Source organism: Brevibacillus sp. HB1.4B (genome assembly GCF_013284285.1).
Taxonomy (GTDB): Bacteria; Bacillota; Bacilli; order Brevibacillales; family Brevibacillaceae; genus Brevibacillus; species Brevibacillus porteri.
Genome location: NZ_JABSUT010000014.1, coordinates 42,862 through 68,451, shown reverse-complemented (window position 1 = coordinate 68,451; position 25,590 = coordinate 42,862). Strand labels below are relative to the sequence as shown.

The window sequence follows — 25,590 nt, the reverse complement described above, 5'->3', positions numbered from 1 at the left end:
ACACCTTAAATTTTGCCTACGAGATCAAGGCTTGGTTTCAGTGTTTTGCCACCTTCTTGCCATTTTGCTGGGCAAACTTCACCTGGATTGTTGCGAACATATTGTGCTGCTTTGATTTTGTTGATCAGAGCACTTGCATCACGGCCAATGCCACCTGCAGTAATCTCAACAGCTTGAACGACACCGTCTGGGTCGATGATGAATGTACCGCGATCTGCCAGACCTTCAGCTTCGATCAATACATCGAAGTTGCGGGAGATAACATGGGAAGGATCGCCGATCATGATGTATTCTACTTTACCGATTGCTTCAGAGCTGGAGTGCCATGCTTTATGAGTGAAGTGAGTATCTGTAGAAACGGAGTATACTTCAACACCGAGTTCTTTCAAAGTTGCATATTGGTTTTGCAGATCTTCGAGTTCAGTAGGGCAAACGAAAGTAAAGTCTGCTGGGTAGAAGCAAACTACGCTCCATTGACCTTTGAAGTTTGCTTCTGTTACTTCGAGGAATTTACCTTTTTGGAATGCTTGTGCTTTAAAAGGCAATACTTCAGTTCCGATGAGTGACATAGTGTTAGCTCCTTTATATGTTTTTTGTATAGTACATATTCAGGACATGCGTAACGAGGCATGCTTGAATATAATTTACAATGATTATTATTTAATAAATGATTCAGTAAGTCAAGTTTTTTATAATGATTATAATGTGATAATTTTTACAAGCCGTTTTCTCCATCATTTAGTATGATTCGAACGGCATAAGAGTATTCGTTTGCTGTATGAAAAATTGACGAATCGTCCGTAGAAACCGGGCGGATTGTTTTACGTATGAATTAAAGAGCGAATTGAGAGCGTAATAAACATACAGGAGTGATGATATGCCATCTCCAATTAGCGCACCGCAAAAATGCTTGTCCAAGGATGCGTTCAAAGTACAACTGATTACTGAGGGGATTACGGCAGTGATCGGGTTGGTTATTTTGGCCGTCCTTTATTATCTAGAGGATCGTTTTGCCTGGAAGGAATGGATTGGATGGAGTCTGCACGGATTGCTCGTGATCGGTGTGATCGCGATGATTTGGTCTTTTGTCGAACCGTATTTTTTATATAAAAGCTGGCGGTATGATATCGACGAAGATTTCTTGCAATTGAAATTCGGGGTGATCACAGAGAGACATTTCCTTGTCCCTATGACGAAAATCCAAGCAGTTTCAACGAAACAAGGACCGATTTTACGAAAGTACGGATTGTACACCATCTCGATAAAAACAATGGGGTCCTCGCACGAAATTCCGGGACTGCCGGGGGATGTCGCTTCTCAATTAAGAGAACAGATTGCACACTACGCCAAATTAAAGGAAGTGGAGTAGTGATGGAAGCAAAACGATACCATCTACTAAATATCCTTTTTGATCTCATCACCCAAGTAAAGCATCTGTTTTTTCCTGCGTTGATTCTGTTTGTGTTCAATCGTGATTCGACGAACGCATTCATTACGTACGGGAGAATTGTGTTTTACATCTATGTAGTAGGGATGCTGGTCTATCTGGTTTTGAAATGGTTTTCGTACAAATATAGGCTGGATGATACGGCTTTCCATCTTTACCAAGGAATTTTTACAAAGACAAAGCAAACGATCCCCTTTGCCAAAATCCAAAACGTCAATCGACATACGACGTTGCTGCACCGGATTTTCAAGGTGACTTCCATTCGATTTGAGACAGGGATGGTTGGGGATGATTCTACCGTGGAATTCGCGGTGATTTCTTTCAACGAAGCGGATCGACTGGAGGCTTACACGAAACAGGCAGTGCGAGTAGAGAAAGAGCCTGAAGCGGAAGGGAAAGAAGGAGACGCGACCTCTTTGGAGGAAATCGGTACGCCGTATCCTACTCCTGAGCGAACCATTCACTTTACGCCAACGAAAAAAGAGATTATCAAGGCTTCCTTCACTTCTCTCAGCTTCCTCGGGATGATTACGTTACTGGTATGGGCGTATTTCAAACTCACCGAATATATCGACGTGGAGGAGCAGGTAGTAGGTATTTATTCGCTTATTACGAGCTCGTGGACATTGATTACGCTGACAGCCGTTGGACTTCTCGTCCTATCCATCGTATTCGGTATGGTCACGACTTACATTCGTTACGGAAAATATGAGATATCGTCGGATCATGAGCGAATTTACATTGCCAAAGGAGTTATCGAAGAAACAGCTTTTTCGATCGCAAAAGAAAGAGTGCAAGCGATTAAATTCAAACAATCCTTGCTAAAGCGCATGCTGGGTCTCGCCGAAGTCAAGCTGACGGTGGTTGGCGGGGATAGTGATTCGGATAAGGATAAACAGGATGTCAGCTCACTCTATCCATTTCTCCCAATAAAACGTGCGTATGAGATGATCGCAGAAATATTGCCTGCGTATGAAGTGACAGAAAAAATGACGAGTCTCCCCAGAAAAGCGTTATGGGTTCGCTTGGTCAGATCCAGCTGGATTTGGATCATAGGCACAGGTGCGCTTTTCTATTTCAAGCCGAATATTTGGGGGTGGGAGCAAGCGTGGTGGATCATATCCATTGCGTTGACACTGTTCGTTCTGGTCTTCGAGGTCATTGAATTCTACAACACGCGATACACCTTGAATGATCATTTTATTCAGTTCCAAACAGGGAGCCTAACTACGACTTTATTTATCTCCAAACGAGAAAAGATTATTGAGGTCAACGTCAAAAGAGACCTTCTTCAAAAGCAGTTAGGTCTCGCTTCTATCAAAACGGTCAATCGCGCCAAACCAGTGAGTCATAAAGGGGTAACAGATGTGCCGATAGAGTTGGCGGAAGGGTTTTATCAGTGGTATATGGGACGTAGAAAAGAGATTAAAGTAGAGTAGAAGAAGAGGGAACGTAGAAGGAAAAGGCGAATCTTTTCCCTCTACGTTCTTGTGCTTTCAAACAGCTCCAGCCACTCCCCATCCGGCCCTTTGAAGAACATATAACGCGAACCGTTTGGTAGTGTGGTTATTTCCTGATCGATAAAGGATACATGTAGTTGCTTCAAACGGTCGATTTCAGCTTCGAGGTTGTCTACAGAAAACGCAAGGTGGTGGACCTTGCCCTCTACCGGCAGTGAATCGCTATATCCGTGAATGAGCTCCAGCTCTGTCTCTGTACTCCCCGGAAATCCAAGAAAAGCGAGGGTAATGACTCCGTTGGAATGAGCGAGCTTTCCTTTTAGCTCCATCCCAATCACTTCGGTGTAAAAGGCAATGGATGCCTCCAAATCTTTTACCATCAAACCCACATGCTCCAGCTTTTTGATTGCCATATTCGTTCGTTCCTTTCCACAGGTATGATTTTTTCTATTGTAGAAGAATTTGTAGGAAATGTCTGTATGCGCAAACAGACAGGATGGGTTTTTCGTTGAAAAACATGGCTATAATTTGGATATAGTGGAAATTTTGTCATCCTCGGGGTGGAGCATGGAGTCAATTGTGGAAATAGTTGCGAGAGTAGTACTGGCTTTTGCGATCATGATGATCATTACACGGATGCTGGGGAAGCAGACGATCGCGCAAATGACGTATCACGACTTTGTCGCGGCGATCACTTTGGGGGCGTTGACAGCTAATCTTGCCTTTAACAATATGATCAAAATCTCGCATATGATCGTGGTGTTACTCACTTTTAGTGGCATCGCCTATTCGCTCATGATCCTCTCTCTGAAAAGCCGAAAGATGCGAAAATGGTTTTCGGGCCAGCCGACGGTGATCATCCAGGATGGAAGAATTCTCGAAGATAACATGCGCAAGCTGAAGCTGTCTTTGGATACGCTGAATCAAGAGTTGAGGGAGAGAAACATTTTTAATATCGAAGAAGTCCAATATGCTGTGCTGGAGTTGAATGGAGAGGTATCGGTCCTGCGAAAGCAGCAGTTTCTGCCTGTCACACGCGGAGACTTAAAGCTGAAAACGGGGAATAGGCAGGCATTCCCAATTGAATTAATCATGGATGGCCAAATCATCCAGAGCAATTTACGCCAACACAGCCTGACCATCGAATGGCTACTCTCACAGGTGGGCAAAAAAGGCTTGAGTGTCGCGGAAGTGAATTACGCGGTGATTAGCTCTAATGGACAAATTTACTTCGATCCGTATAAGGACGGTATCACCAATCCGATCGACAAAGAATAAGGATTCGCAAAAAAACCTCCGAGTTGGAGGTTTTTCACTTGCTCGAGTATTGGCGGAGTGTCCCTGTTTGCTTCAAATAGTTATAAAATCTGTGCAAAATAGTGACAGCTTCTGCACGAGTCAGCATTTCTCCACCCTCGAACTTGCCGTTCCAGGCAGTCATGATCCCTGTTTTTTGCAAAAGGGCGAGGTTAGTTCCAATGATTCCACTGTAGTCATCCGTAAACAAGATTTCATTGTCGTCGTGCCCAAAAAGAAGGGGATAGAGGATATTCGTCTTGTCTGCCCCATCTTCGTTGTACCGACCATCCTCCTGGAAAGTATCTTCAGGCGAATTTGGATCAAGCGAATACGGACTCAAGACGATGGGAATATCCCGCATGGCAGAAAGGATTTGAAAAACTTCTGCAGCTGGAATGTCTTGGTTATCTAACATAAAAACGGGCAGCATGTTCGCCGTACCAATTCGATTCAGCTTGGTATCCGGGAAAAATTTTGCACCAGCAGGTGAATCGTTTACGGCATTCCACCAATCTTGTGTGACGATTGACGTGATTTCCGTGTACGCCCAGTGATTTTTGGGCACGTCGACAAATTGCTTGATGTGATAGTCGCTGTAATCTGTCTTTTGTTTAGCCTTGTACGGTCTATATTGATCAAACAGGCGATAAATCATGACAGTCATTTCTGCCTTGTCGACCAATCTGTCAGGTTGGAAGCGACCGTCAGGATAACCACTAACCACACCCTTATCTACCATGAAGGAGATCGAATTCATGGCCCAACCGTATTTCTTCGGATCGACATCATTAAATTTCGGTGCAGCATGAGAAACTGCGGGATATATACCAGATAATCCGAGAATGAGTGCAAGTAACACTGTGATGACTTTCATATGTTCTCCTCTCTTTTTTCTATGAAATGGTAAGGATTATCCTTCTAGTATACTATCCGGCGATGGAAAAGGAAGGCGCTCTGCAAGAACAGATGTGACGATATGCAGCGAGTCAAACTCGCCAGACGAAGCCGCGATGATTGGTGGTTTAGAAGGAAACAGTTGCTTGTTTATTTCATGGGGAGAAAGCCCTTGGCCATGCAAATACAGGATTTCCCCAGACAGATTCTCCAAATGCTCCAGCTTTTGTTGCAAGCGTGTTTTCCCGTCTGGATGATAGCCGGAATGGGCGCAAAAGATCGACTTGAAGTCACAAGCCAGTACCGTACGAAGGGAATTCATCAAGGTGGGGATCGATTCTTCTCGTAGTATGACCTTCGTTTTCACACCCATAAAAAGATCGCCGCAGAACAAGCGACCGGTCCTTTCGTCCAGCAAAGCTATATGGTCATGAGCATGGCCGGGGGTATAAAGCATCTTCCATTTCGTAGAGCGAGAGTGATGGACGTCACCCAAAGGTTGGGCCACAAACGGATCACGAATCCCCCAAGTAAGCTTACGGTAGAAAGGGTACTGAGCTTTTTGTGAGCAAATATCGACTCCTTCTTCGTGAATGAAAAGAGGGACCTGCTTGTGCTGGGCAATCCACGAGGCGGTACCGACATGGTCTTCATGGCTGTGCGTCAGTACGACCGAATCAAACGAGGCTTCCTGAAACCTGTGAACGAGAGCTTGCTCGAGTACTTTCGGGCCAGTATCAACCAGCATGCCATCCGTCACATAAACATAAATTCCTGATTCCCAATCCCCTACGCGAACAATCCCTTCCAGACATGCCACGTCTTCATGATGATGCATGTGAATCATACCGCACACCTCCCATAGTAATGGAATCATTATACTATTGAATGAGTATTCAGTCATTTTTGATTGTGATCTACACTCATCCTATATCTCTGTATCGTGTATGATGAATAGGGATGATTGCTCGTATGAGGTGAAAACATGAATGCATTGCCGATAAATGAAGTATTGCCAGAGCTGGTAAACACGCTGCGCAAAGAGACAAACGCAGTGTTGGTCGCTGCTCCGGGTGCGGGGAAGACGACGCGGGTACCACTGGCCTTGCGTGAAGAAGCTTGGTTACAAAATCGACGAATTGTCATGCTGGTCCCACGCCGACTGGCCGCACGTCAAGCTGCTACCTACATGGCTGCCTTGTTGGGTGAGGCAGTTGGACAAACGGTCGGATACCGGGTCAAGCGTGAATCAAGAGTAGGCCCAGACACACGGATTGAAGTGATTACAGAAGGAATTTTAACGAGAATGCTACAGGATGATCCGGAGCTATCTGATGTCGGTCTTGTTATTTTCGACGAGTTCCACGAACGGAATTTGCACGCAGATTTAGGGCTGGCCCTTAGTCTTCAGGCACAAAGCTTGTTTCGGGAAGACCTGCGAATTCTCGTGATGTCCGCTACGCTCGATGCCGAGCCCGTGTCAGCCTTGTTGGGGAATGCTCCCGTTGTCAATAGTAAAGGCAGTATGTTTCCAGTGGAGACGCACTTTTTGACTTCCCCGATGGAGGGGCGTCTGGAAGAGGTCGTTGTCCAGATGATCTTCCAAGCGTTGAGACAAGAAGAGGGAGATATGCTCGTCTTTTTACCGGGAGCCAAAGAAATTCACCGGGTGCAAGAGTTGCTTGAACAAAGCGGTGTGGGCACGAATTTACGCATTGCGCCTCTTTACGGAAATTTGGCTCAGGAGGAACAAGATAAGGCGATCCAGCCCGGGAAAACAGGGGAGTGCAAAGTTGTCCTCGCTACCACGATTGCCGAGACGAGCTTGACGGTCGAGGGTGTACGCATCGTGATTGACAGTGGATTAAAACGGGTGCCGCGCTTTTCTCCACGAACAGGGATGACGAGACTGGAGACAGCAAAGGTATCGAAAGCATCTGCTGACCAACGCCGAGGAAGAGCTGGACGACTTGCGCCAGGGGTCTGCTTTCGACTGTGGACAGAGCAAGAAGATCGCATGCTCATTCCACAGCGGGCACCTGCAATCATGGAAGCGGATCTGGCTGTGCTCGCTTTGGAGCTGGCTCTATGGGGAGTCGGGTCGTCGGACGAGTTGGATTGGCTGAATCCCCCTCCAAAGGCAGCGATGGCACAGGCTCAAGAGCTGCTGCATCAACTGGGCGCATTAGATGAAAGCAAGCAGATCACACCACATGGACGGGTGCTGGCTGGGATGGGGGTACATCCGAGATTGGGCCACATGATTCAGAAAGCGAATGAACTGGGGCATGGTGAATTGGCTTGCGAGCTGGCTGTCCTCTTGGAAGAACGCGATATTGTGAGGGGGCGCCAAGCTTCAGCAGATGCGGATATGCGTACGCGTGTTGAACTACTTCGTCAGGTAGCGAACAAGCAGAATGGGGCAGTGGAGCTTCCGATTGATGTAGGAGCATGCAAAAGACTTTGGAAAGAGGCGGCGTACTTCAAACGGGTATGGATAAACAACAAGCCTAGTGACACTTCCACTCGTACAGAAGCGACGGGAAGACTGCTGGCGTTTGCGTACCCGGATCGGATTGCCCAGCGAAGGGCAGATGGACGTTATTTGCTTCGCAATGGGCGTGGGGCAGCTTTTTCCGTGCAGCAACCACTGATTGCTTCGCCGTATATTGTGGCAGCAGAACTCGATGACCAGGGCGCAGACAGTCGGATATTACTGGCGGCTAGCGTGGCAGAAAGCGAGCTGTTGAATGATTGTACGATGCAGATTACCGAACGAATGAACGTATGGTGGGAGCATACAGCAGGGGCAGTTCGCAGCCGTAAGCAAAAACGGCTGGGGGCGATCCTGTTGGCGGATATACCTGCGGAGGCTTCGACAGATGAGGTGTTAACAGCGTTTTTGGACGGAATAAAAGAAGAAGGCTTGGAGAGTTTGCCGTGGAATCGGCAGGCGAGACAGTATCGGGAGCGTTTGTTGTTTATGCATCGTCTGGAGGAAGACTGGCCGAATGTGGAAGAGGAGGCACTGCTTACTTCCTTGGAGGAATGGCTCGCTCCCCATGTGTATGGTTTCAAAAGAAAGGAAGACTTGCAGTCGCTGACAGTGACGACGTTGCTGGAGAGTATGCTGTCATGGGAGCAGCGCAGACAACTAGAAGAATACGCTCCGACTCATGTGATCGTCCCAAGCGGTTCCAAAATTCCTGTCGATTACAGTGATCCAGCGGCACCGGTGCTTTCGGTCCGGTTACAGGAGTTGTTTGGTTGGCAAGAATCTCCGAGAATAGGCAGAGGCAGAGTACCACTGACATTGCACTTGCTTTCACCAGCTCATCGTCCGGTACAAGTGACACGGGACTTGGCGAGCTTTTGGGCACATGCGTATTTTGAGGTAAAAAAAGATTTGAAGGGGCGTTATCCCAAGCATTATTGGCCAGATGATCCGCTAGCGGCCATTCCGACAAACCGAACGCGTCCACGCATATAAATCGATTCGCTAGGTATATTCGGGCATAGAGGAGGGGCTCGGCGTCAGGTGAAATTTCCCATTTTGCTAGTTCCATGTTCGTGAGTCATGTCAATTGTGAAACCTTCTTCGTGTTCGGGCACGTCAGGAAGATACCGTGAATCACGTACTACCCCCTCTACCTTTATTATGCTGCCTGTTGATCAGGCGGTCTTTTTTTTTGAAAAAATGCAGACTTGATTTAAGTCAATGACCGTCTCTAACCTTCCTCCTACAATAAAATGAAACAATGCAAAACAGGAGGGGTCTTATGGCGATCTCAATCAATCAGCCATCGATTCAGAGAAAATCTGCTCTGATTGCTGGTGTTTCACTTCTCATCATGGCGTTTGCTTCCTTTTTTTCTTTTGGTTTTGTTCATGGAAATCTTGTCGTAGAAGGAGATCCCAACGCAACCTTCCACAATATCTGGACATCCACTGTGCTTTTCCAAGCGGAAATTTTGGGATGGCTCATGATCCTGATCACGGACATACTCGTCGCCTGGGCTTTCTATCTCTTTTTGAAGCCAACGAATAAATACCTGTCCTTACTCGCTGCGTGGTTCCGTCTTATCTATACGGCTGTTTTGGGAATGGCCATACTGAACCTACTCGTTGTCTTACTTCTCGCGAAAAGTGCCGTTCCGAATTCCTACTTGCCAATCGAGCAGGTTCCAGGACAAATGATGCTTTACTTGGAGGCATTTCAATCCATTTGGTCGATAGGCTTACTTATTTTTGGTGGGCATCTGATGATGATCGGGTATATGGTATTTCAATCAGAAAGTATCCCGAAAGTCATTGGCCTGTTATTGTTGCTGGCTTCCATCGGCTATATTTTCATCAACGTAAGCAACTTGTTTGATTTGCAAAATATCGAGATCATTTCAATTCTGACCACCATCTTTCAAATACCCATGATCGCAGGAGAGCTGGGCTTTGGGATCTGGTTACTGTTCAAGGGCGGGAAAGCACCCAGTTAAAGATGACGACTTGCTGCTATTTATCGACAGAGACCCTCTTTTTGATCCGACTTAACGACTCTGGCGTCATGCCAAGATAGCTCGCCAATTGATGCTGGGGCACCCGATCGATTAAGTGGGGACGTTTCTGCAAAACGGTTTTATACCGCTCTTCAGGTGTGGAAGCGATGAAGGAAGCGAACTCATCTTGTATCTCGCCAAGGTTTTCTTCTAACATCTTGCGTGACATGGTTTCCAATTGTGTGTATTTGTTGAACATGTCGCTGACGGTATCGAGATTGCCGACAACCAATGTACAGTCTTCGAGACAAGCTAAAAAATACGCAGATGACTGATCCAGCTTACGCTGCCCCAGATTCACAATGGTTTGTTCTTCCGTGTAGAATTGGGAGGTAACTTCTTTCCCCGCTTCATCTATCGAATACTGTCTGACACATCCCTTTAGTACAAAATAACATTTCGTGGGAACATCTCCTTGTCGAAGGAGTATGGTTCCTTTTTTATATTCCTCCGTAACTATTTCTTCAACGATTGCCTGTTGTTCTTTTTCAGAAAGGGTTGTAAATCTAGTTAGGTATTTCAATAGAATCTCTTTCATTTCATTTTCCTTTCCTGAAAGAAAAAGGCTCCCATGCTCGAAACGGGAACCATTTTTCTTTGTTAGTCTTTCGTCGCGGCTTACGCCTTGCTCCCCCACTGCTCCCGATAAATCAACTGTTGCAGATCCTCGCGTTGTCTCCATTGGTGTAGCTCCAAGAGTGGACGTTCCGGATAGTGATCCGTGTAGCCGATCGACAGCAATGCGACTGGATCGATATGCGGCGGTATGTTCAGGATACGACGCACGTCGGCCTTCTTGTAAAAACTGACCCAGCCCATCGCCAAATCTTCTGCGTAGGCAGCGAGCCACATGTTTTGGATCGCACAGCTGACAGACATGATATCTGTTTCCGGGATGGAATTGCGTCCAAGTACATGGTCTCCGCCACGTGTAGGATCACAAGTGACACAGATGGTGACAGGCGCTTCCTTGATCCCTTGAATTTTCAACTCTAAAAAGGTCGACTCTCGTCCCGTACCTTCGTAGTGGATGGCTAGCGCCCGGCGTTCTTTATCCGCACATTCTGCGAGAGCTTGTTTGGTTGCGTCATCTTCTACCAGGACAAAATTCCAAGGCTGCATGAATCCGACAGAAGGAGCATGGTGGGCAGCAGCCAAGATCATGGCGAGCTTTTCTGGGTCGACAGGGTCTTGACGAAAGGTACGAATATCGCGACGATTGCTGATGGCTTTATACAAACCGTTTTTTTCTTCCGCGGTTAAGCGTTTCATGAGAAAAACCTCCCTATGTGCATTCAGGTCTCTTTATTTTACTTACAAAGTATGCTTCCTTCCAGACATCTGCTTGACATATTCATGTCCTACGCTAAAGGGGAGAGTAGTCCGAGCAGAGGGGAGAGAGTACGAGCATGCAAAACATCTTAATCGTGGAAGACGAGTTACCCATCTCTCGGGTATTGAAAGCGTACTTGGAAAAAAACAATTTTCAGGTCGAACAGGCATTTAACGGCGAGGAAGCAGAGCGGAAGTTTGATTCACTCAATCCTGCGCTCGTCTTGCTGGATGTGATGCTGCCTGGACGAAGCGGATGGAGTATTCTCGAATATATTCGGGAGAAAAGCTCGTGTCCCGTCATCATGCTGACCGCGTTGGGACAAATCGATAACAAGCTGGCGGGCTTGAACAAAGGCGCCGATGACTATATCACCAAGCCCTTTATTGCCGACGAAGTGGTCGCTCGCGTACATGCGGTATTACGTCGTCCGAAACAATTGATAGAAGGCGATCATGTGAAGCAGTTCGGTAGTCTGAAAGTCGACTTCAAGGCGTATTCTGTCATGCTGCACGGCATCGAACTGGCGTTTACGCCTAAGGACTTGTGCCTGTTTCTTTTTTTGGCACAGTACAAAAACCAGACATTCACCAGAGAACAGCTCATCGAGCAGGTGTGGGGGATGGATTACGAAGGAAGTGATCGCGCAGTAGACCTCGCGATCAAACGCATCCGGCGATCCTTGGAGAATTGGCCGACATCCGAAGGGGAAATCCGTACCTATCGTGGCTTGGGCTACAAGCTGTGTGTATATGAGTGAGAAAAAACGCACCTCTTTATTTCGGTATTGGACGACGCGATACCTGATCATCTTGTGTATCGGCCTTTTCGTGATCGGGATTGCCTCCAGTTATTGGATTTCTTATAGCGAAACTCAAAAACGCCTTGATTTTATGAGACTGATGGCGGCGGAAGTAGCGGATCGGGTCGTTGATGTGGAAGGCAAGGTAAAAATGGCTCCGTTCTTGTTTCGTATAGTGGACAGTCGCCAGGAGTCACTCGGAGTCAATTACAAGCCAATTATGATGATTTTAGATGAACACAAGCAACCAGTATTTGGCGTACCAGGTCCTTTTTCCGGGGAACTGAAGCGCATCGCGCCTGATTTGGTGGAAGCGGATGACAGTCTGTCACGGTTTGAGCTTGCGCGGGGCGAAGAAGTGCTTTTCGTGAAGGAAAGCATTAAGGTTGATGAGCGAGTGGTTGGATGGGTCATGCTGTTCACCCCACAAAAACAGGTGATTCGAAGCATGACGGAATTCCAGTTGCTCGCGATCATGCTTCTGGGTCTCGGCTTGCTTGGCTGGCTCGTCATTTATTTGCTGACGAAAAAGCTGTCTCAGCCGATTAAGGATGTGGCGGATGCTGCCAAGCAAATCGTGCTGGGGAACTACGAGATTCAATTGGATAAAAACAAGCGCGAACAAGAAGTGTATGAGCTGATCCATTCCTTTGAAGAAATGGCAGAACGACTGAAGCAGCTGGAAATGATGCGTACCGAGCTATTGGCAGGGGTGACCCATGAACTCAAAACACCTGTTACGTCCATCAGTGGGTTGGTACAAGCCGTGAGGGAAGAGGTTGTGAGCGGTGAGGAAGCCAAGGAGTTTTTGGATATTTGTACGAATGAAACGGCACGTTTGCAAAAGATGGTAGAGGATTTGCTCGATTTTAACTCTTTTGCTGTCGGTGACATTCGCATTCGCAGGCAACCTCAAAACATACAGGAGCTGATCCGGGAAATTACGCACCAATGGGAAATTGTGCAGGAAGAAGAGAAGCTAAGCTTGCACATCGAAAATGCCTCTGATCCGATTTGGATAGAGACCGACCCACTGCGTGTGCAGCAAATCATGTACAATCTCCTAAACAATGCGGCACAAGCGATGGAATCGGAGGGGCGGATTTTCGTGTCGCTATCTGCAACAGCAGATGAGATTCGCATTGACGTGAAGGACAATGGACGTGGGGTACCGCTAGAAGAACAGTCTTTGATTTTTGAGCGATTCTACCGAGGCGAGGACAAGAAGCACATCATCCGTGGGCTTGGGCTTGGCTTGTCTTTTAGCAGAATGATTGCCCAAGCGTTAGGCGGTAGGTTGATTCTGACAGAAAGTACCTCGTCGGGAAGCACATTCACCTTGATTTTGCGTAAATAACATACGTATGGACAAAAAGCGACCAGGTTAGCTCCGGTCGCTTTTTTATACATCATGGACACCCCAAAGACCGCGATACGTTATTTTACAAATTCCAAGACCTGATCAATGATGTGATTGGCCCCAATCGGAGTAACGCCACGATTCCACAGTTGTTGTTCCACGATATAAACCTGATTTTTTTGAACAGCGGAGAGACCTTTCCATACCGCTGAGCTTTTCATTTCAGCCAATTTATTTTTTGCTTCTTTTTCTACATTCTCCATCAAAAAGATATGGTCTGGATTCAAGGCTGGCAGCTCTTCAAAAGAAATCGGCATCATCGGCTTGTTACCTTCCAGTTTCACCCCTTGTAGATCTAGTTCCTGATGAATGATTCTCCCGATACGTGTATCGTCGACCCCATATACTCGAAGCTCCTTTGGCATGACACGCATGACGACAAATACTTCATTGCCCGCGCGCTTATCCAATTCTATTTTGGCAGCCTCTACCTTGTCCAAATATTTCTTCAGTTCTTGTTGTGCCAGCTCCTCTTTTCCTACGATTTTACCGAACTCTAGAAGCATTTGACGCCAGTCTCCTTGCAGTTCACTACTTATGAATATCGTAGGGGCAATTTTGCGCAGTTGGTCGGCAACTTTTTCATGGGAAGGTCCAAAAGCGATAATCAGGTCGGGTTCAGACTCAAGCAGGCGCTCCATGTTCAACGACTCTGAGCTGCCAATGGGAATGACACCTTCCATCTCTTTGGCGATATAGGGTAAAAACTGATCATTCACTAAGGAAGTAGTGGCTGCGTAAGGCTTTATTCCAAGCGTTAATAACGGATCAGAGAAATAGTCGAGCAGAACGGCAATTTTTTGTGGGCTGGCTGGGATCTCCACGTCCGAATAAGCATCTTTATAGGTTCGAGTGAGCAGAGACTGACTTTCTGTCTGTTCGTTGGCGCTTTGTTCCTTTGGCGAAGCAGTAGAGCCACATCCTGAAATATGTAAAATGACTGCTAAAAGGAGGAGGAGAAAAAATAGCCTCAACTGGAATGCACGATACATGGGAATAACCTCCTAATGAAAAATGTCGGAATCAATATTGATTATCATTATCAATTAGATTCGAGCTAATTATAGGCTGACTTTATTCGATCGTCAATATTTACTGAGAATCGTTCTCTTTTATTGTATCCAGTATGAATTCATCTGACTTTTCCCTGACGTATTCGTTCCGTATAGTGATCGCAACCAAAAAGACAAGTCTTCAATCAAGTAGACGGTAGGAGGACTACGAGTGACACAAATGGAGAAAAAGCGAACGTTGTTTTCGAAGGTAGGAAGCAACAAGAAAAGATGGATGGTTGGTATATTGGCTGTCGGAGCCGTGGTCATTTCAGGTGGAATATTCGGCTACCAGTCGTTTTTTCCCTCACAAACGGCGCAGGCCGCTTTTCAAGTGGAGACGGTAAAAAGGGGAGACATCTCAGAAGTCGTGCAGGCATCGGGCACTGTCCAGGCTTCCAAGCGCTCGGCTCTCTCGTTTTCTGATGCAGAAGAAGCCAAGGATGCGATCTCTACCATTCAGGTCGGCGTGGGTGATGCTGTGAAGGCAGGGCAAGTTCTGGCGACGATGGACGATTCCGTAGCGAGAATCCAGGTGACCAATGCGGAAGCCAATCTTTTATCGGCACAAGCCAAGCTAGAAGAGGCACAAAAGCGGAAGAGTCCTGCTGAAATCACTTCCTTGCAAGCCACCGTCAATCAGACCAAGAACGAGTGGGAGCTCGCAAAGCAAAACATTGACGGGAAAAAAGCGACGAATGACGTGGAGAAGGCAAAGGCAAATCTGGAGAGTGCCCAAAAGACATACACTTCCCAGAAAGCATTGTTTGCGGCAGGTGCGATTGCCAAGAGTGAATTCGACAGTGCCCAGTCCTCGTTGGACCAAGCTCAGCGCGATTATAACTCGGCAGTCTTGACAGCCGGACAGACGACAGGGCAGGCCAGTGTGAAGGTAGAGCAGGCATTGGCTGCGTATCAAACAGCGCAAGAAGCGTTGCAGGAAGCGAAGGAAGGACCCGATGCCGCTACAGTATTATCGGCCAAAGCAGCGGTGGAACAGGCAAAAGCGGGGCTGCAACAAGCACAAAAGGCATGGAGGGCAGTCACCTTGAAAGCACCGATGGACGGAGTGATCGTCCAAGTGAATGGTAATGTAGGCGAAATACCCGGCAACGATTTCATTATCATGGATAATTCGAATAGCGGAGACTTAGAGGTATTGGCCCAGATTAGCCAGAGTGACATCGGAAAAGTGCAGGAAGGCTTGCCTGTGACGATTACGACAAGTTCTTATGCGGACGAGACGTTCCGTGGAAAAGTTAAGCTGATCTATCCAGAAGCGAAAACCGACGCTGGAGTCACTACTTACGATGTGCTTTTGTCTGTGGCAAATCAGGATAACAAATTGAAGATCGGGATGACGATGAACGTCGCGATCGAAAGAGGTACCCATAAAAATGTGCTTGTGGTACCTGCGCAAGCGCTGCAAACGCAAAATGGCAAAGATGGCGTATATGTGCTAAGAGATGCTGCTGCACAACAAGCCGGTGAAGGAGCGGAAGGGAATCAGGCTGAGGCGAAGCAAGTGAATAACCGCAGTGGAGGCAGAGCAAATATGCCGTATCGATTTGTTCCGATCAAAATGGGGTACTTCACTGCCGATCAGGTAGAAGTGACGGAGGGGCTTACCGAAGGAGAGCGTGTCGTTATCCTCGTGAATACACAGACCTCATCTGGAACGATTCAAAATGGAAATCGAATGGGCGGCGGTGGTATGCCGGGATTCGGCGGAATGGGCGTCCAGATAAGGGGACGGTAGGCAGATGAAACCGGTCATTCAAATAGAAGCGCTCAAAAAACAGTACGTCATCGGAGATCAGGAGATTTATGCGCTCAGAGGTGTCAGCTTGTCGATTGAGGAAGGGGATTTCGTGGCCATCATGGGGCCCTCCGGTTCAGGCAAGTCTTCCATGATGAATGTGATTGGCTGTCTGGATAAGCCCACCTCGGGAGAATTTTTTTTAGACGGCTATCCTGTATCACAAGCACATGACGATGAATTGGCGGTCATCCGCAATGAAAAAATCGGCTTTGTTTTTCAAAATTTTAATCTGTTGCCACGTACAACCGCAGTTGAAAATGTAGAGCTGCCTCTATTATATGGAGGCACGCCTGCACGGGAACGAAGAGAAAAAGCCATCCGAGCATTAACGAGTGTCGGGCTGGCAGAGCGATTGAACAACAAGCCCAATGAGCTGTCAGGTGGACAGCAGCAACGCGTGTCGATCGCGCGAGCTCTCGTCAATGATCCCGTCATCCTGCTGGCAGATGAGCCGACAGGGGCGCTGGACACAAAGACGAGTGAAGAGATCATGGGTATTTTTCAAAAGCTGAACGATGCAGGCAAAACGGTTATTTTGGTGACACATGAACCTGATATTGCGGAGTATGCCAAGAGGATCGTCCGATTTCGTGATGGGCAAATCATCGCGGATGAAGTGGTGGAGGATCGCAGGAGGGTGTCGATGGAGGGTAGAGCAGATGAGCTTTATTGAATGTGTACGCATTTCATTTCGCAGCATCAGGGCAAATGGCTTGCGCTCCGTTCTCACGATGCTGGGAATCATCATAGGTGTGGCTGCTGTTATCGCGATGGTGGCGATCGGAGAAGGGACTTCCACGTCTGTTACATCACAGATCAATGGTTTAGGGAGCAACCTGCTGATTGTCTCACCTGGTCAGGCGACACAAGGCAGGGTAAGCCTTGGGGCTGGCTCTCTGAATACGTTGACGATGGCAGATGCAGAAACCCTGATGCAAAAAGAGTCCATATCGGGTGTGGCTCCCAGTGTCAATGCGCGGGGCCAGATTGTCTGGGGAAGCAATAACTATTCCAGTACGCTCGAGGGGACGTCAGCCGATTTCCCTCAGGTGAGGAATGTAGAAATAGGACAAGGGCGTTTCTTTAGCAACTTTGAAGTGAAGATGCAATACAACGTGGCTGTCGTGGGGACAGAGGTGGTCAGCAACCTGTTTAAAGGAGCGAATCCGGTGGGGCAAACCGTTCAGATCAACCGGATTCCCTTTACGATCATCGGCGTATTGCAGAGCCAGGGAAGTACAGGCATGACAAACAACGACGATCGGATCATCATTCCGATTACCACTGCGATGAACAGGTTGACCGGAGATAAAAATGTAGGCTCGATCTACGTCTCGGCAGCATCGTCGGACTTGATGGAGAAGGCACAACAAGATATTCAGCAAGCCCTTCGTGCCAATCACAAGCTACGGCCTCAAGCTGCCGATGATTTCCGCATTACGTCTCAATCAGACATTTTAAGCACAGCACAGTCAGTCTCCAGCTCGATGACCGCGCTCTTATCTGGCATTGCTGCTATCTCGCTGATTGTTGGCGGGATCGGCGTGATGAACATTATGCTTGTATCAGTCACGGAGCGGACACGGGAGATCGGGATTCGCAAGGCGATTGGAGCCAAGCGGGGAGATATTCTCCGCCAGTTTTTGATCGAAGCGGTTACGCTTAGCCTGATTGGCGGGGTGATTGGTATTGCCTTAGGGGTAGGGGCTGCGTTATTGGTTAGCAAGCTCGGTCAGATGGCGACCTCCATTAGTCTGTCGCCGATCATGTATGCATTTTTGACCTCTACATTGGTTGGTGTCATTTTTGGTGTGTATCCGGCGAGAAAAGCAGCACAGCTCAAACCAATTGACGCACTGCGGTATGAGTGAGTGTGTAATTTTACCAATCCGGGCATACTAGCCGTGAGAGGTGTTGGTGCTGATGGAAAAAAGCGTTCAATTTTCCGTACCATGGCGAGAAGCGACACGCATTGTGAAAAGGATCAAAACAAGCAAATTGCGTTATTTTGTCAGACAACAAGAGGGCAAGACCAGTGTTGCGTTCGTCTTTCCTCGAGTTAGCGTCAGCCAATATGTCTATTTGTATATCATTTTTGGACCTAGAGCTGCTGATGTGCTCAACAACGATAGCAAATAGAATGATCCCTGATGGCCCGAGCAGGCGTCAGGGATTTGCAATAATTCACAGGAAAACAAAACCTGACACTTTTCGATAGGACTGTTTCATAGTACAATTCCAATATGAACGAACTTGGGGAAGTTCGGGATGGCGGCACCCAATCTGTGCAGAAGGGCCGCCTCTTTTTTTGCTATTGTACAAATGTTCGATTTCGACAGCATTTTTACTCATAGGATATATTAGGTACAACTACCTGAATATACAGCTAGAACGAGTGAGTAGTTGGATATAAAATGAGCGTATTCACGTGAATACAACGTACTACTCTCTCCCAAGATTTGATCTTGGGGCTTTTTTTTTGTTCAAAATGCATGAAAAAAAGCCGTTTCTCATAACAGCTCTGTTATCGATAGAGTAGGTTGAAAGCTTCCTTTCAGCAAGGCGTCAATCAATTGCTCTTGTGTGAGAGAAATCGTGATGCCCATCCCAGGTAGATCGACAGAAAAAACATTCTCTCGGTACAAATACCAAAGATCGCCTGTCGGCTCAATGGAATAGACGTGTATATTTTTCTGTGAATGCTGGCCTGCTTTCTGGATTTCCCGCAACGCTGTAAATAGTTCTCCCCATACAGGCAGATAAGGCTTCGTTTGGTACTGTACAATCGCTTGAATCAGTTGGTTTTTCACGAGAGAAATAGCATCCATGGTTGAGTGGTTCAACGAAAGCATGACCGTTATACTCCTTTTGCATGGCTTGGCGCATTAGTCTTGTGTGATGGCGATTTTTGTCGAAGTTATGAATAAGTGTAAAATAGTTATCAGTTCGATGCAAGAGAAGAGAAGGTAGAGATGAGCATTTGGATATTTGACGGTTGCTGCTGATTTGGATAGCATAGGAAAAGCGGTTTTGACAAATGGCAATAGCGAGAAGCGGGAGATGAGATTGTGGCAAAAAAACACCGGTTAATCATCGAGTTTTGCGGTGGATTTGGACAAGGGCTGGCCTTGCTGTATGCTTTGCGGTCGCCTGATGTTCAAGTGGCAGGAATCATTTGCAGAGACACGCAGTCAAGCTTGGCTAGTAAGCTGATTGATTTTGCGCAGCCAGGCTATGAAATTCCAATCGTTACAGGTGCCAAGCAACCGCTTTTCTCGGGAACGATAGAGACAACCACCTCGGAAGGTGTACGGCTCCTTGCAGAAAACACGCAGGATGAGGAAAGTGACTTGACGCTCGTGACGTTTGACCGTTTGACGACGCTAGCTTTGGCTGTCACGCGTGATCCATTGTTGGCGCGTAAATTTACGCGAATTGTGGTGCAGGGTGGAGCCATACGCGTACCAGGAGACGTTACGGCCATTGCTGAAACAAACATGCATGGTGATCCAGAAGCAGCTGCGTTCGTTTTGGCAGCCCGCTTGCCGCTGGTGCTTGTTCCATTAGATACAACCAGCTCGTTTCGTTTGACGGAAGAGCAAGTACATATGCTAAGAAGTCTCGCACAAGCAGTTGGCCTGATCGATAGACCGACGATGTCAGACATGCCATTCGCCGCTTCTGCTCGTGCGCTCCATGCATGGGTAGCGATGCTCGCGGCTCTCTCGCCAGAAAAGATGCGGATGGAGCAGATGAAGCTCTCAGTCGAATGCAAAAGCGAATGGTCACGCGGTGCCATTCTAGCCGATCTACGGGCGAAACCGAGTGTAGGAACCGATACAGCCGTATGTGTTGAAGTTGAGAGAGAAGAGGCAGAGCGCTTTTTGCAAACCGTTTTGGATCAGGGAGGGGTATAGGCGCATGGAAAAAATCATTTTGGATGTCGATACCGGGATTGATGATGCGCTGGCGATTGCTTATGCCGTTCACTCGCCTGCTCTTGAAGTGTGTGGGATTACCACGACTTTTGGCAATATTACGGTGGAGGAAGCAACACGCAATACCTTACAGGTGCTAGAACTGCTGGGTGCCTCTGCGATTCCAGTCTATCAGGGGGCATCGAAGCCGATTGTTCGCGATCTCACAGGAAAAGCAAGGCTGTTCCACGGTGAAAACGGGCTAGGCAATGTCGTCCTTCCTGAGCCATCGACAACGGCTCAGCCACAGTGTGCCACACAATTTCTCATCTCTACGATAAAGGAACATCCTCACGAATTGACACTCGTGACCGTCGGGAGCATGACCAATCTGGTGCAGGCGATTATAGCTGCTCCAGAAATCGTATCCCTTGTCAAAAGAGTGGTCGTGATGGGAGGAGCTGTAACAGTGCCGGGGAATCGCACACCTGTAGCAGAGGCGAATATTTGCGCCGATCCGGAAGCGGCAGCGTATGTCTTCCAGTCTGGTATTCCAGTGACGCTGGTAGGCCTGGATGTGACGATGCAAACGCTGCTCACCCGCGAACACTTGCAGGAATGGAGAACGAAGGATACACGCTTGAGCCATGTTTTCGCGGATATGTGCGAGGTGTACATGAATGCCTACGCCACAGTGGGTAATTTGCGCGGCTGCGGTCTGCATGATCCGTTAGCGGTAGGTGTTGTCATTGATCCGACGTTTGTGAAGGCAGTCCCGATGCATGTTGCGGTAGATACGTCCGGGGGAGCCAGTGATGCCCGTACGATTGGAGACAGACGGGAGCATCCAGCGCAGCCGCCGAATGTGGACGTGTGTCTAGAGGTTGACCATGAGCGCTTTGTCAGCCATTTTTTACAGAATGTATTAGGAAATTAGGAGGTAGTTATTGTGTTAAAAGAGTTTAAAGAGTTTGCGTTAAAAGGAAATGTGATGGATCTCGCTGTCGGTGTCGTGATCGGTGGGGCTTTTGGTAAGATTGTTACCTCCCTCGTTAATGACATCATTACCCCATTGATTGGGATGCTTTTGGGCAAGGTCGATTTCTCCGGTCTCTTCATCAATTTGAGCGGAGTTCCTTATAAGACGATCGCTGAAGCAAAATTAGCTAAAGCTGCAACGCTGAACTACGGGTTGTTCATCAATTCCGTCCTTGATTTTGTCATTATCGCTTTTTCTATTTTTATCGTCATCAAACAGCTTAACCGCTTCAAGCGCAAGCAAGAAGTGGAGAAAGCACCTGAGACAACGAAAGAGTGCCCGCATTGCATTTCGGCTATTCCGATCAAGGCTACACGTTGCCCGAACTGCACCTCCATGCTCGAGACAAAAGGAACATTGGCACACGAATAAGACAAATACACGAATCAAACGAACAGAGGAGGGCGATTATGCCTTCCTCTGTTTTCGTTTCACGCGGTTTTTATACTGAGAGTGAAGTCTTTTAATCGTATGGTAATAGGTCTTGTCTTTGAGCTTGGCAAACAACCCGTGGGATGGAAAGTCGTAATTGACCTCAATAATGGAGAGGCTTCCGGCTTTATCAATGGCAAAATCAACGCCGATTTGCGCACTGTGCCGATATTTATTAAAGTGGGCACATACACGGTGACTGATTTGGATCAAATCAGAGACGACACTTTTCAATTTGGCCGGCTCGACTGCTCCAGATTTTTTCAAGGCATGCGGGACTGTGACGGCATATCCGCCACCACGAGCGACATTGGTAATAATACTGTCGGAACCGGCTACCTTGGCTAGCATGCCGGCATACTGCCATTTGCCTAATCCATTGCGCATCATCATGACGCGAATATCAAAGGGGCGGCCATCGATTTCAGCTAAATCCAGCCCTTTTTGGATGACATAATTTTTTTCTGTGCACAGGCTGGTGAGCTGTTGCTTCAAGTCTGCCAAGGTCATAGCGTGCATCGGCTCTCCACGTTCCTTGACGAACTGGTAGCCCCCGTCGCCCGTTTTCCAGACACGAATAATGCCTTTTCCCATATGGGTTCGCGTCGGTTTGATATAGACGGTAGAATACTTCGCTACATACGAGTCCAAATGTGCAGGCTGATACAAGGAAGTAGGCGGGAGGTAAGGGCGAATGTGCGGACTTTTTGAAAAGAACTGATGAAGTTTCCACTTGGAAGAAGAGATCACACCATGCACCTCACTTTCGAAAAATCCATTCGTCCTAACATATGCAACTATATTCACGACCGTTTTTGCTGGCTCTCGATGAGACTGGCGTTTTTCAAAAAATGCCGAGGAGTGAGAAGGATTTAGAAAGTTGTGGGGGAATATATGTTCTAATCATTGGACAAGGATGGCGAAAATCATGCGGCAATATCGCCCAGTGCAACCTCCGACTCTGGAACGAGCGAACGTCCAAAATGAGTACCGTTACCGAGAATACATGCCCAGCAAAAGCCTGGCGAACTATATCGCCTGCTACTGGACCTCAGAGTACAACGGGGAGGGTATCGCACGTATGAGCCGAGTCATTCCGGATGGATGCGTCGATATCATTTTCAATCTCGGAGCTACTTCTGTAAAGAAGGGGGCATTTCTAACGGGACTGATGCGGACGTACGAAGACATGCTAGTAACCGAACCACAAGCCTTGATCGGCATTCGGTTTTACGTTGAGGGAGCAGCTCGCTTTTTGCGCTACCCCGTCGCTATAATCAACGGACATCATCCCCATTTGCAAGACATCTGGGGCAAAGAGGCGGATGAGGTGATAGAGGGCTTACTCGAAGCTTCCGACACGGCGGAGCGGATCGCTTGGTTGGAGCAGGAGCTAATCAAACGATTATGGATGGATGATCCAGCAGACCAGTTGCTATTGACAAGCATGAACTATTTATATGAATACAGAGGAAGTCTTTCCATGGCTGCGCTCGCCGAGAAAGTGAATTACAGCGAGAGAACCTTGCGCAGGACGTTTCAACAACAGTTGGGTATGAGCCCGAAGGAACTGGGCCGAATCATTCAATTTCAAGGGCTACTACAAATGCTGGCTAAAGGAACACACACTTCGTTTACAGATGCAGCTCTCCAGTGTGGCTATTACGATCAGTCGCACTTGATCAAGAGCTTTCACACTTTTTACGGTGTAGCTCCCAGTAAAATTGTCTCGCCAGATCGTACGAATCGATAGTCTTGAAAAGTTGTCCGTTTTTTACAATCTTCTTTTTGGGAGACTCGTTACCCTATAGAAAGGATGGTGAATTCATGTGAATGAACAAACATTAGATACATACTGCCGGAAGCAGCCCGGTGCCACTCACGACTATCAGATGGATTGGGAATGCGATCGCTACCATGTCGGAGGCAAAATATTTGCCATGATCGGAGGCGATTCCAAAGGTGTTCGCATCCTCACCTTGAAATGCGATCCGATGCGTGCGGAGGAATTGCGCGAGACCTACGAAGGGATCGTACCCGGCTATCACATGAATAAATCCCATTGGAATTCTGTCTACTTGGACGCTGCCATTCCCGAAGGCTTGTGGGAAAGGATGATCGAGCATGCGTACGAAACGGTGCTCCAAAAACTGCCCAAGCGCGTCCAGCAAGAAATCAAGAGCGAACAGGAGTGAATGATATGGGAATCAAGCTTGATATGGTAGGGATTGTTGTACAGGACATGAAAAAAGCGCTGGATTTCTATCGGGTTCTCGGTTTCGATATTCCGGAGGGAGCAAATGAAGAGCCACATGTGGAAGTAGCGCAGGAGGGTGTTCGTCTGGCCTTTGATACCATTGAAGTTGCCAAGGGTGTGTATGGAGGATGGGAAGCACCTGTTGGGCATCGAATTGAGCTGGCTTTTTTGTGTGAGGATGCTGCGGCACTTGATGCGTTGTATACAAAAATCGTTTCACATGGCTACGAGAGTCATCGTGAGCCGTGGGATGCGTTCTGGGGCCAGCGGTATGCCATTGTGAAAGACCCGGATGGGAACCTGATTAGTTTGTTTGCGTAATACGAACCTTACATAAGAAGACAAGCCGAGCCTATGTGAAAAAGGTTCGGCTTGTTTGCTTTTTGGACCGAATCATTGGCTGATATATAAAACTTTTTAATAGGAAAACATACCCATAACTTCACTGGTTTTCCTCACTATAACGGGTTAGTGCTGTGACAGCTTGAACGGGGAGAGGCTTGTCCATGGTTATTATTTCAAGAAATAAAATTTACTAATAATCGATTGACTTGTGTAATTTTGCTACATATAATGAAAGCGATAACAGGAACGAATTTTTCAACGATTCTCGATTTTTAAATGGGGGCTTTTGACATGGATCAACCTGCAAAATTGCTCGATTATCGTGCGAAAAATGAGCATGTACTCATCGGCCTCATGTCGGGAACTTCGCTGGATGGCATTGATGCCGCACTCGTAGCGATCCGCACAGATGAACAGGGCGAGATCGAAAAGGTGACTCTCCGCGATTTTTTTTATATGCCTTACTCCGATGAATTGCGTGAGTGGGTCATGAATCTGTGCAGTGTCGAAACAGCGAGAGTGGATCAGTTGACTGCGGTTCATTACGGCTTATCTGAATGGTATGCCTATGCGGTACAGCAATTGATGCAGAAAGCTGGTGTTACGACAGCCGAAGTAGATGCAGTCTGTATGCACGGACAAACCATTTGGCATATTGCCGGGCGCACGCCATTTCCCGGACCACAAGGAATGACAGAGGTCAGGGCGTCCTTGCAAATCGGCGAGCTGTCCACACTGGCAGAACGTACGGGTATTCCGGTAGTGGGGAACTTCCGCGCTCGAGATTTGGCAGCTGATGGAGAAGGAGCACCGCTTGTACCGTATGCGGACTATATTTTGTTCCGCCATCCGCAAAAAGGCAGACTGCTGCAAAACATCGGTGGAATCGCCAATGTCACATTACTTCCTGCAAGCGCAGCGATTGAACAGGTCGTCGCTTTTGACACAGGCCCTGGCAATATGATCATGGATCAAATCGTCCAGCTCATGACCAATGGACAGATGAGATATGACGAGGGTGGCAAGCTGGCCGCAGGTGGCACCGTCTCTTCGGTGCTACTGGAAAAATGGCTACAGGACCCGTATTACCAGATCAAGCCACCGAAGAGTACAGGCCGCGAAGTATACGGCAAAGCTTTTGCCCAAGAGCTGTTCCAAGATGCGGATCAACTCGGAATTAGTCAGACGGATCTGTTAGCAACCGTGACAGCATTGACTGCCACGACAATTGCGAACGCCTATGTGCAATTCGTATTACCCACAACCAAAGTGGAGGAAGTGATCGTCTCAGGGGGAGGCGCTCATAACCAGACGCTTCTCGCCATGCTGCAGCGTCAATTGCCGACAGGAATGACCGTGATGACGGCGCAGCAGTTTGGGATGCCTGACGATGCGAAGGAAGCCGTCGCTTTTGCCATTTTGGGTCATGAGACACTAATGGGACGACCATCCAATGTGCCATCTGTAACAGGGGCGAAGAGGGCCGTACCGTTAGGAAATATATGCTTCTAACATGAG

General features: G+C 47.6%; 27 protein-coding genes. 18 read left to right on the top strand and 9 right to left on the bottom strand.

Annotation, left to right across the window (positions count from 1 at the left end):
* Window positions 1-5: 5 nt before the first annotated feature.
* Window positions 6-569, bottom strand: coding sequence for an alkyl hydroperoxide reductase subunit C (gene ahpC / locus HP398_RS27075; RefSeq protein WP_007727513.1), 564 nt, complete (start codon window positions 567-569; stop codon window positions 6-8).
* Window positions 570-877: 308 nt separating this feature from the next.
* On the opposite strand from ahpC, the gene HP398_RS27070 reads away from it, so the two are divergent.
* Window positions 878-1,369 carry a PH domain-containing protein gene (locus HP398_RS27070; RefSeq protein WP_173624177.1) on the top strand — a complete coding sequence of 164 codons (492 nt, stop codon included), beginning with the start codon at window positions 878-880 and terminating at the stop codon, window positions 1,367-1,369.
* A 2-nt stretch (window positions 1,370-1,371) separates the two neighbouring features.
* Window positions 1,372-2,886 carry a PH domain-containing protein gene (locus HP398_RS27065; RefSeq protein ID WP_217368906.1) on the top strand — a complete coding sequence of 505 codons (1,515 nt, stop codon included), beginning with the start codon at window positions 1,372-1,374 and terminating at the stop codon, window positions 2,884-2,886.
* Window positions 2,887-2,927: 41 nt separating this feature from the next.
* Here HP398_RS27065 and HP398_RS27060 read toward each other — a convergent pair whose 3' ends face one another.
* Window positions 2,928-3,320 (bottom strand): VOC family protein, encoded by a 393-nt coding sequence (locus HP398_RS27060; protein ID WP_017250885.1) that lies wholly within the window; start codon window positions 3,318-3,320, stop codon window positions 2,928-2,930.
* 154 nt (window positions 3,321-3,474) lie between these two features.
* Between HP398_RS27060 and HP398_RS27055 the strand changes: the two genes are divergently transcribed.
* Complete coding sequence (locus tag HP398_RS27055) at window positions 3,475-4,185, top strand: DUF421 domain-containing protein (protein ID WP_173624175.1); 711 nt, start codon at window positions 3,475-3,477, stop codon at window positions 4,183-4,185.
* A 34-nt stretch (window positions 4,186-4,219) separates the two neighbouring features.
* Here the strand turns inward: HP398_RS27055 and HP398_RS27050 are convergent, their stop codons facing one another.
* Together HP398_RS27050 and HP398_RS27045 are read right to left on the bottom strand one after the other, a co-directional pair.
* Window positions 4,220-5,080: an S-layer homology domain-containing protein gene (locus HP398_RS27050; RefSeq protein WP_069845810.1), complete on the bottom strand. Its 861-nt coding sequence runs from the start codon at window positions 5,078-5,080 to the stop codon at window positions 4,220-4,222.
* A 36-nt stretch (window positions 5,081-5,116) separates the two neighbouring features.
* Window positions 5,117-5,947: an MBL fold metallo-hydrolase gene (locus tag HP398_RS27045; RefSeq protein ID WP_173624174.1), complete on the bottom strand. Its 831-nt coding sequence runs from the start codon at window positions 5,945-5,947 to the stop codon at window positions 5,117-5,119.
* Between the two features lie 138 nt (window positions 5,948-6,085).
* Between HP398_RS27045 and hrpB the strand changes: the two genes are divergently transcribed.
* Window positions 6,086-8,590 carry an ATP-dependent helicase HrpB gene (gene hrpB, locus HP398_RS27040; RefSeq protein WP_173624173.1) on the top strand — a complete coding sequence of 835 codons (2,505 nt, stop codon included), beginning with the start codon at window positions 6,086-6,088 and terminating at the stop codon, window positions 8,588-8,590.
* 289 nt (window positions 8,591-8,879) lie between these two features.
* Complete coding sequence (locus HP398_RS27035) at window positions 8,880-9,593, top strand: DUF4386 domain-containing protein (protein ID WP_017250890.1); 714 nt, start codon at window positions 8,880-8,882, stop codon at window positions 9,591-9,593.
* Between the two features lie 16 nt (window positions 9,594-9,609).
* On the opposite strand, the gene HP398_RS27030 is transcribed toward HP398_RS27035, so the two are convergent.
* Window positions 9,610-10,191, bottom strand: coding sequence for a Crp/Fnr family transcriptional regulator (locus HP398_RS27030; RefSeq protein ID WP_173624215.1), 582 nt, complete (start codon window positions 10,189-10,191; stop codon window positions 9,610-9,612).
* 80 nt (window positions 10,192-10,271) lie between these two features.
* Window positions 10,272-10,925: a 5,6-dimethylbenzimidazole synthase gene (gene bluB / locus HP398_RS27025; RefSeq protein WP_173624172.1), complete on the bottom strand. Its 654-nt coding sequence runs from the start codon at window positions 10,923-10,925 to the stop codon at window positions 10,272-10,274.
* Between the two features lie 137 nt (window positions 10,926-11,062).
* Between bluB and HP398_RS27020 the strand changes: the two genes are divergently transcribed.
* Window positions 11,063-11,746, top strand: coding sequence for a response regulator transcription factor (locus HP398_RS27020; RefSeq protein WP_017250893.1), 684 nt, complete (start codon window positions 11,063-11,065; stop codon window positions 11,744-11,746).
* Window positions 11,712-13,145: a HAMP domain-containing sensor histidine kinase gene (locus tag HP398_RS27015; RefSeq protein ID WP_173624171.1), complete on the top strand. Its 1,434-nt coding sequence runs from the start codon at window positions 11,712-11,714 to the stop codon at window positions 13,143-13,145. Before HP398_RS27020 ends, HP398_RS27015 begins: the two co-directional genes overlap by 35 nt.
* Before the next feature lie 80 nt (window positions 13,146-13,225).
* Here the strand turns inward: HP398_RS27015 and HP398_RS27010 are convergent, their stop codons facing one another.
* On the bottom strand, window positions 13,226-14,200 hold the full coding sequence (locus tag HP398_RS27010) for an ABC transporter substrate-binding protein (RefSeq protein WP_173624170.1): 975 nt from the start codon (window positions 14,198-14,200) through the stop codon (window positions 13,226-13,228).
* A gap of 232 nt (window positions 14,201-14,432) precedes the next feature.
* Between HP398_RS27010 and HP398_RS27005 the strand changes: the two genes are divergently transcribed.
* From HP398_RS27005 to HP398_RS26990, 4 genes are read left to right on the top strand one after another with little or no spacing between them, the layout of a single operon-like run.
* The gene (locus tag HP398_RS27005) at window positions 14,433-16,019 is read left to right on the top strand and encodes an efflux RND transporter periplasmic adaptor subunit (protein WP_173624169.1); all 1,587 of its coding nucleotides are present in this window, start codon (window positions 14,433-14,435) and stop codon (window positions 16,017-16,019) included.
* Between the two features lie 4 nt (window positions 16,020-16,023).
* Complete coding sequence (locus HP398_RS27000; protein ID WP_017250897.1) at window positions 16,024-16,755, top strand: ABC transporter ATP-binding protein; 732 nt, start codon at window positions 16,024-16,026, stop codon at window positions 16,753-16,755.
* Window positions 16,742-17,953: an ABC transporter permease gene (locus tag HP398_RS26995; protein ID WP_017250898.1), complete on the top strand. Its 1,212-nt coding sequence runs from the start codon at window positions 16,742-16,744 to the stop codon at window positions 17,951-17,953. Before HP398_RS27000 ends, HP398_RS26995 begins: the two co-directional genes overlap by 14 nt.
* A gap of 52 nt (window positions 17,954-18,005) precedes the next feature.
* On the top strand, window positions 18,006-18,221 hold the full coding sequence (locus HP398_RS26990; protein WP_017250899.1) for a hypothetical protein: 216 nt from the start codon (window positions 18,006-18,008) through the stop codon (window positions 18,219-18,221).
* 371 nt (window positions 18,222-18,592) lie between these two features.
* On the opposite strand, the gene HP398_RS26985 is transcribed toward HP398_RS26990, so the two are convergent.
* The gene (locus HP398_RS26985; protein WP_173624168.1) at window positions 18,593-18,934 is read right to left on the bottom strand and encodes a hypothetical protein; all 342 of its coding nucleotides are present in this window, start codon (window positions 18,932-18,934) and stop codon (window positions 18,593-18,595) included.
* 216 nt (window positions 18,935-19,150) lie between these two features.
* On the opposite strand from HP398_RS26985, the gene HP398_RS26980 reads away from it, so the two are divergent.
* Genes HP398_RS26980 through mscL form a run of 3 tightly spaced genes read left to right on the top strand, consistent with a single transcriptional unit; the run spans window position 19,151 to window position 21,410 of the window.
* Window positions 19,151-19,999, top strand: a complete 849-nt coding sequence (locus HP398_RS26980) for a nucleoside hydrolase (protein ID WP_173624167.1) — start codon at window positions 19,151-19,153, stop codon at window positions 19,997-19,999.
* Between the two features lie 4 nt (window positions 20,000-20,003).
* Window positions 20,004-20,936, top strand: a complete 933-nt coding sequence (locus HP398_RS26975; protein ID WP_173624166.1) for a nucleoside hydrolase — start codon at window positions 20,004-20,006, stop codon at window positions 20,934-20,936.
* 12 nt (window positions 20,937-20,948) lie between these two features.
* On the top strand, window positions 20,949-21,410 hold the full coding sequence (mscL, locus tag HP398_RS26970; RefSeq protein WP_017250903.1) for a large-conductance mechanosensitive channel protein MscL: 462 nt from the start codon (window positions 20,949-20,951) through the stop codon (window positions 21,408-21,410).
* Between the two features lie 36 nt (window positions 21,411-21,446).
* On the opposite strand, the gene HP398_RS26965 is transcribed toward mscL, so the two are convergent.
* Complete coding sequence (locus HP398_RS26965) at window positions 21,447-22,220, bottom strand: YheC/YheD family protein (protein ID WP_017250904.1); 774 nt, start codon at window positions 22,218-22,220, stop codon at window positions 21,447-21,449.
* Window positions 22,221-22,386: 166 nt separating this feature from the next.
* Here HP398_RS26965 and HP398_RS26960 point away from each other — a divergent pair, with 166 nt between their 5' ends.
* The 4 genes from HP398_RS26960 to HP398_RS26945 all read left to right on the top strand — a co-directional run bounded on the left by HP398_RS26960 (window position 22,387) and on the right by HP398_RS26945 (window position 25,584).
* A complete protein-coding gene (locus HP398_RS26960) occupies window positions 22,387-23,223 on the top strand; it encodes an AraC family transcriptional regulator (protein ID WP_017250905.1) in 837 nt (278 codons plus the stop codon).
* Between the two features lie 76 nt (window positions 23,224-23,299).
* On the top strand, window positions 23,300-23,665 hold the full coding sequence (locus HP398_RS26955) for an MmcQ/YjbR family DNA-binding protein (protein WP_017250906.1): 366 nt from the start codon (window positions 23,300-23,302) through the stop codon (window positions 23,663-23,665).
* A gap of 5 nt (window positions 23,666-23,670) precedes the next feature.
* Window positions 23,671-24,048, top strand: coding sequence for a VOC family protein (locus HP398_RS26950; protein ID WP_017250907.1), 378 nt, complete (start codon window positions 23,671-23,673; stop codon window positions 24,046-24,048).
* Window positions 24,049-24,363: 315 nt separating this feature from the next.
* Window positions 24,364-25,584: an anhydro-N-acetylmuramic acid kinase gene (locus HP398_RS26945; protein ID WP_017250908.1), complete on the top strand. Its 1,221-nt coding sequence runs from the start codon at window positions 24,364-24,366 to the stop codon at window positions 25,582-25,584.
* The last annotated feature ends 6 nt before the right edge of the window (window positions 25,585-25,590 follow it).

Coding starts and splice junctions, on each gene's coding strand:
- HP398_RS27060 (WP_017250885.1), bottom strand. CDS start 3,320: ATGGCAATCAAAAAGCTGGAGCATGTGGGTTTGATGGTAAAAGATTTG.
- bluB (WP_173624172.1), bottom strand. CDS start 10,925: ATGAAACGCTTAACCGCGGAAGAAAAAAACGGTTTGTATAAAGCCATC.
- HP398_RS27010 (WP_173624170.1), bottom strand. CDS start 14,200: ATGTATCGTGCATTCCAGTTGAGGCTATTTTTTCTCCTCCTCCTTTTA.
- HP398_RS26960 (WP_017250905.1), top strand. CDS start 22,387: ATGGCGAAAATCATGCGGCAATATCGCCCAGTGCAACCTCCGACTCTG.
- HP398_RS27045 (WP_173624174.1), bottom strand. CDS start 5,947: ATGATTCACATGCATCATCATGAAGACGTGGCATGTCTGGAAGGGATT.
- HP398_RS27000 (WP_017250897.1), top strand. CDS start 16,024: ATGAAACCGGTCATTCAAATAGAAGCGCTCAAAAAACAGTACGTCATC.
- HP398_RS27070 (WP_173624177.1), top strand. CDS start 878: ATGCCATCTCCAATTAGCGCACCGCAAAAATGCTTGTCCAAGGATGCG.
- HP398_RS27020 (WP_017250893.1), top strand. CDS start 11,063: ATGCAAAACATCTTAATCGTGGAAGACGAGTTACCCATCTCTCGGGTA.
- hrpB (WP_173624173.1), top strand. CDS start 6,086: ATGAATGCATTGCCGATAAATGAAGTATTGCCAGAGCTGGTAAACACG.
- HP398_RS27050 (WP_069845810.1), bottom strand. CDS start 5,080: ATGAAAGTCATCACAGTGTTACTTGCACTCATTCTCGGATTATCTGGT.
- HP398_RS27065 (WP_217368906.1), top strand. CDS start 1,372: ATGGAAGCAAAACGATACCATCTACTAAATATCCTTTTTGATCTCATC.
- HP398_RS26975 (WP_173624166.1), top strand. CDS start 20,004: ATGGAAAAAATCATTTTGGATGTCGATACCGGGATTGATGATGCGCTG.
- HP398_RS26995 (WP_017250898.1), top strand. CDS start 16,742: ATGAGCTTTATTGAATGTGTACGCATTTCATTTCGCAGCATCAGGGCA.
- HP398_RS27030 (WP_173624215.1), bottom strand. CDS start 10,191: ATGAAAGAGATTCTATTGAAATACCTAACTAGATTTACAACCCTTTCT.
- HP398_RS26950 (WP_017250907.1), top strand. CDS start 23,671: ATGGGAATCAAGCTTGATATGGTAGGGATTGTTGTACAGGACATGAAA.
- HP398_RS27055 (WP_173624175.1), top strand. CDS start 3,475: ATGGAGTCAATTGTGGAAATAGTTGCGAGAGTAGTACTGGCTTTTGCG.
- HP398_RS26985 (WP_173624168.1), bottom strand. CDS start 18,934: ATGCTTTCGTTGAACCACTCAACCATGGATGCTATTTCTCTCGTGAAA.
- ahpC (WP_007727513.1), bottom strand. CDS start 569: ATGTCACTCATCGGAACTGAAGTATTGCCTTTTAAAGCACAAGCATTC.
- HP398_RS27035 (WP_017250890.1), top strand. CDS start 8,880: ATGGCGATCTCAATCAATCAGCCATCGATTCAGAGAAAATCTGCTCTG.
- HP398_RS26990 (WP_017250899.1), top strand. CDS start 18,006: ATGGAAAAAAGCGTTCAATTTTCCGTACCATGGCGAGAAGCGACACGC.
- HP398_RS26945 (WP_017250908.1), top strand. CDS start 24,364: ATGGATCAACCTGCAAAATTGCTCGATTATCGTGCGAAAAATGAGCAT.